Annotated in this window: 2 protein-coding genes; both read right to left on the bottom strand. The window is 48.5% G+C overall.

Going from position 1 to position 6001, the window contains the following annotated elements; translation table 11 throughout:
• A partial coding sequence (locus H4O18_RS21740; RefSeq protein ID WP_187588615.1) for a beta strand repeat-containing protein occupies positions 1 to 4624 on the bottom strand: 4624 nt, incomplete at its 3' end.
• Positions 4625 to 4992: 368 nt separating this feature from the next.
• Positions 4993 to 5685 carry a dipeptidase PepE gene (gene pepE, locus H4O18_RS21735; protein ID WP_187588613.1) on the bottom strand — a complete coding sequence of 231 codons (693 nt, stop codon included), beginning with the start codon at positions 5683 to 5685 and terminating at the stop codon, positions 4993 to 4995.
• Between the last annotated feature and the right edge of the window lie 316 nt (positions 5686 to 6001).

Below are 6001 nucleotides of genomic sequence, written 5' to 3'. Positions count from 1 at the left end.
AAGGGTCACCTGTTGTCCCGCTTCCAGCCACGGTTACAGTGGCACTTGGATTTATGATCGTCTCGGACCCGTCCGAAGTGTCGGCACTAGTCAGGACATAGGGATCTGCCCCGGTTCCCGAACCTGTTACGGCTACCGTGGTACTTCCGTTAACAATGGTCTCGGACCCATCGGCCCCTCCAAGGCTGGTCAGAATATAAGGGTCACCTGTTGTCCCGCTTCCAGCCACGGTTACAGTGGCACTTGGATTTATGATCGTCTCGGACCCGTCCGAAGTGTCGGCACTAGTCAGGACATAGGGATCTGCCCCGGTTCCCGAACCTGTGACGGCTACCGTTGTACTTCCATTGACAATGGTCTCGGACCCATCGGCCCCTCCAAGGCTTGTCAGAATATATGGGTCTCCTGTTGTCCCGCTTCCTGCCACGGTTACAGTGGCACTTGTGCTTATGATTGTCTCGGACCCGTCCGAAGTGTCTGCACTAGTTAGGACGTAGGGATCAGCCCCGGTTCCCGAACCTGTGACGGCTACCGTTGTACTTCCATTGACAATGGTTTCGGACCCATCGGCCCCTCCAAGGCTTGTCAGAATATATGGGTCTCCTGTTGTCCCGCTTCCTGCCACGGTTACAGTGGCACTTGTGTTTATGATTGTCTCGGACCCGTCCGAAGTGTCTGCACTTGTTAGGACGTAGGGATCAGCCCCGGTTCCCGAACCTGTGACGGTTACCGTAGTACTTCCGTTTACTATGGTCTCGGACCCATCTGCCCCTCCAAGGCTTGTCAGAACATAAGGGTCGCCTGTTGTCCCGCTTCCAGCCACGGTTACGGTGGCGCTTGGATTTATGATTGTCTCCGATCCATCAGATGTATCGGCACTTGTAAGAATATATGGGTCGCCCGTTGTACCTGTCCCCGTAACGGTCACGGTGGTGCTTCCGTTCACTATAGTCTCGGACCCATCGGCCCCTCCAAGGCTGGTCAGAATATAAGGGTCACCTGTTGTTCCGCTTCCAGCCACGGTTACAGTGGCACTTGGACTTATGATCGTCTCGGACCCGTCCGAAGTGTCGGCACTAGTCAGGACATAGGGATCTGCCCCGGTTCCCGAACCTGTGACGGCCACCGTAGTACTTCCATTGACAATGGTCTCGGACCCATCGGCCCCTCCAAGGCTGGTCAGAATATATGGATCCCCTGTTGTCCCGCTTCCAGCTACGGTTACAGTGGCACTTGGATTTATGATCGTCTCGGACCCGTCCGAAGTGTCGGCACTAGTCAGGACATAGGGATCTGCCCCGGTTCCCGAACCTGTGACGGCCACCGTTGAACTTCCGTTAACAATGGTCTCGGACCCATCGGCCCCTCCAAGGCTGGTCAGAATATATGGATCCCCTGTTGTCCCTGTTCCAGCCACGGTTACGGTGGCGCTTGGATTTATGATTGTCTCGGATCCATCAGATGTATCGGCACTTGTAAGAATATATGGGTCGCCCGTTGTACCTGTCCCGGTAACGGTCACGGTGGTGCTTCCGTTCACTACAGTCTCCGAACCGTCTGCTGCAGTCGAAGTTAAAATGTACGGGTCTGCTGTGGTTCCAGTACCTGCCACGGTTACGGTGGCACTTGGATTTATGATTGTCTCCGATCCGTCAGATGTATCGGCACTTGTAAGAATATATGGGTCGCCCGTTGTACCTGTCCCGGTAACGGTCACGGTGGTGCTTCCGTTCACTACGGTCTCCGAGCCGTCTGCTGCAGTCGAAGTTAAAATGTACGGGTCTGCTGTGGTTCCGGTACCTGCTACAGTTACGGTGGCACTTGGATTTATGACGGTCTCCGATCCGTCAGATGTATCGGCACTTGTAAGAATATATGGGTCGCCCGCTGTACCTGTCCCGGTAACGGTCACGGTAGTGCTTCCGTTCACGACAGTCTCCGAGCCGTCTGCTGCAGTCGAAGTTAAAATGTACGGGTCTGCTGTGGTTCCGGTACCCGCTACAGTTACGGTGGCACTTGGATTTATGATTGTCTCCGATCCATCAGAGGTATCGGCACTTGTAAGAATATATGGGTCGCCCGTTGTACCTGTCCCGGTAACCGTTACGGTGGTGCTTCCGTTCACTACAGTCTCCGAACCGTCTGCTGCAGTCGAAGTTAAAATGTACGGGTCTGCTGTGGTTCCGGTACCTGCTACAGTTACGGTGGCACTTGGATTTATGATTGTCTCCGATCCATCAGATGTATCGGCACTTGTAAGAATATATGGGTCACCTACAGTACCTGTCCCCGTAACGGTCACGGTGGTGCTTCCGTTAACTATAGTCTCCGATCCGTCTGCTGCAGTCGAAGTTAAAATGTATGGGTCAGCTGTAGTTCCGGTACCTGCAACCGTTACGGTTGGAGTAGTGGTGATAATAGTTTCATCCCCATCAGCAATTGATGCTAATAGCTCAGCATCTGTAGCAAATTCTGTGTCAAGATCAACCTGATTACCACCCGTTGCCGGATTGGTGACTGTTAAGATGCTTCCTGTTAATTGTAAATCTTGCAATTCATCTGTTGGATTTCCTCCACCAGAAACCACAATGCCATCTACTTCGTCTTTAAGCTGTTGAATAGCTCCCTGAACATTGGGAGAAGTTATAGAAATATAGGAAGTGAAATTCACGTCCGTTGCATCGGGATTGCCTGCAGCACCTGTTAATACATAGGGATTGCCACTTGTTCCAGTTCCAGTTACCCCAATGGTTGAATTAACGGCATCAATTATGGTTTCTGAACCATCGACTGTTAAAACATAGGGAGATAATGTGGTTCCAGCCCCAGCAACAGAGACACTTGTACTAGGGTCTATGATTGTTTCAGAACCATCAGCAACTGCACCGCTAGCAGCATTGATAACATAAGGAGTAGCAGTGGTTCCATTTCCCGTTATAGTAATATTTGTGCCAGGATTTATTTCTGTTTCTGAACCATCAACAGTCAAAACATAGGGAGATAATGTGGTTCCAGCTCCAGTAACAGCGACACTTGGACTAGGGTCTATGATTGTTTCCGAACCATCAGCCACGGCACCAGCAGCAGCATTGATTATATAGGGAGTTGCGGTGGTTCCATTTCCAGTTATAGTTATGTTTGTTCCAGGATTTATTTCTGTTTCAGAACCGTCAGGAACGGCACCATCAGCGGCATTGATTACATAGGGAGTAGTGGTAGTTCCATTTCCAGTAATAGTAATATTTGTTCCTGGATTTATTTCTGTTTCGGAACCATCGGTCTGACTATCAACGTAGGCCATGGTGGCAGCATCCTGTGGTGATGTTGGATCCGCCAAATTGTTTATTTGGTTGTTGGCTGCGCTTGTTCCAAAACCTAAAACACTTGCTAAATCCTGGTTGCCTCCCACAGCAGCAATCGGCTGCCAGGACACTACCCCAAGTGTATTTGTTGTCATGATCTGATTAGCGGCTCCTGGTTGAATTTTAATAGGGGTTACATTTCCGTTCAATATTTTGTCAGAGATAACAGAATTGCTCGCAAGATGGGGTTGGCCTACTGCATTGAGTGCTATTTTTGGGGAGGTAATGGCAAGATTGGCAATGGTTACCACGCCCGTATTGCTAATGGTAGCATCCCCGCCCATGGCCACTCCCGTGGCTACATTGCCCGCACTGCCCACAAAAATGTTGCCATCTGCTAAAGTACTGGCCGCTCCTGCCAATTGGTCCACATATGTTTTTACCGCATTTTGAGTGGGGTAAAGGGTGGTTGAATTTCCCAGGGCGGTGTCATCGGATTTATTCGCCACATCTTCCTTGGTTCCAAGAGCCGTATTAATAGCCGTAATATCATTGGTGTTCTGAGCTATATTGTTCGTATTTACTGTAATACTGTTGGTATTGGCCAGAATATCCCCAATAACGGTGTCGGCCACTTTTATAGGGTCGGCCGCAGTTCCTGCGCCGGTAATCGTAGTCTGGTCCGCTTGGGTGGCACCCAATTCATTTTTGTTGAGCCATACCACATTGCCCGCCGCATTGGTGGTCAATACCTGATCAATGGCACCGGGCTGCATGTCGCTCGGTTGAATGGTGCCATCTATAATTTCCAAGGTGCCCACGGCTGCCTCTTGTATTTCGGCTTTCCCTACAGTATTGTCCTGAAGTTCAGAGGAACCTACGGAGTTGGGGGCCAATTGGCGTTCGCCAATAGTGGCAGTAGCAATATCGGCACCAAAAACGGTTTCATTAACAATATTCATCCCAGTGATCTGCCCCACCTTAAGGTCGTAATTGTTACCTCCAGTAGAGGTTATTACCACCGTGCCATCGTCCGAAGTAAAGGTAATGGAACCGGCCACGGCATCACAGATGTCCTTCCATTCCGTTCCCGTATAATAATGAATACATTGTACGTCCGTATTGTACACCAAAGCCCCTGCAGAGGGTGTAATGGTGTTCATTTGGGCAGTGTTCACTCGGGTAATCACCAATACCCTGGAACTACTCTCCAATTCCAATACCGAACTGGGATCTATGTTCTGTGGGTTATCACCGATCTTAATCTGTGCCTGCACCGCCATTCCCAAAAGCAGGCATAATAAGAAGCATATGTTTTTCATTTTCAATTTTTTTAGTTTCTCCCTTACTATTTAAAATGTTGTTTAGTTGGTCATTTCCCAAGAGTGAATGGCATCAAGTAAAACGCCAATGCTCCCAGGCCAATGGATTCTGAAATGTGTTTCGGACTTTTTTTGGACTGACGCTTATATGATCAATTCCATGTAGTTCCCCTAGCTGGTAGGCAGACCATCTGAAGTCGCATTACCACAATATCACCATAAAGCTCTGGAACCCATACACATTCTTTCGACCAAAATAGTACACACTGTTATAAGAACTTGACTCATAAAAGTAATATTATAGCACTATTAAGCCAGCTTTATCGGGTAAAATACCTTAGTACTAGTTGAACTGAATTTGTTTACCGTTAAAATGGAATATTTCCACTTTCGTAAGGCTTTTTTCCCGCCTCAAAAATTCGCGCCGTACCCTTTCCTTTAAGGGTCTTGTGGTTTCCGTCTACCATTATGTAGTTGCCCTCCCGTAGACCTATTACCGGGGTGCTATTAAAGATATGAAATTCGCGGATCCTAGTCTCTCTGGTTTCCCCTTTATGTTTGCTTTTGGTGTCCGGATCTAAATAGTGGGGATTAAGGTTGAAATTTACCACGCCCAGGGTGTCAAAACTTGGAGGATAGACTATGGGCATATCATTGGTGGTCTTCATGCTGGGACCGGCTATATTGCTCCCTGCACTAGTTCCCATATAAGGGGTGCCCGCCATTATTTTTTCCCTCAAAGGGTTCATAAGGCCAAGCTGATGCAATTGATGTACGAGTAAAAAGGTATTGCCACCGCCAGTAAAAATAGCCTCTGCACTGTCAATTCCCTCCAAGGGATCCTTAAAGCTATGGAGGCCTACCACCGATTTGTTTATCTTGGAAAAAGCCGTTTGCACCAATTGGGTGTAGGCATCATGTGTAATGCCACTGGGACGGGCATATGGGACAAAAGTGATGGTAGATTTATCTGCGAAAAAGGATTGCAGTTCTTCCAATAAATATTCCAAATAGGCCTGTCCGAATAGGGTAGAGGTGCTGGCCAAAAGTATTTTTTGCATATTTTTAAATTTTAGTGAGACCCGGATTTCAAAAGCTTTTTGCGCATTGAAATACGATGGTCGAACTAACCACGCCTTTTGGCGTGGTCCAATGTTGTATCCGGTTCCTTGGGCCGGTGTTATGATGTTCTGACCGGATTTCAAAAGCTTTTTGCGCATTGAAATACGATGGTCGAACTAACCACGCCTTTTGGCGTGGTCCAATGTTGTATCCGGTTCCTTGGGCCGGTGGTATGATCTACTGACCCGGATTTCAAAAGCATTTTGCGCATTGAAATACGATGGTCGAACTAACCACGCCATTTGGCGTGGTCCA

This window comes from Arenibacter arenosicollis (genome assembly GCF_014397245.1).
GTDB classification, from domain to species: Bacteria; Bacteroidota; Bacteroidia; order Flavobacteriales; family Flavobacteriaceae; genus Arenibacter; species Arenibacter arenosicollis.
Note: the sequence above shows the minus strand (reverse complement) of the source record. Positions and strands in the feature narration are given on the sequence as shown.

What these genes read in the sequence shown, in the direction of transcription:
- pepE (WP_187588613.1), bottom strand. Translation starts at nt 5,685, where the DNA reads ATGCAAAAAATACTTTTGGCCAGCACCTCTACCCTATTCGGACAGGCC.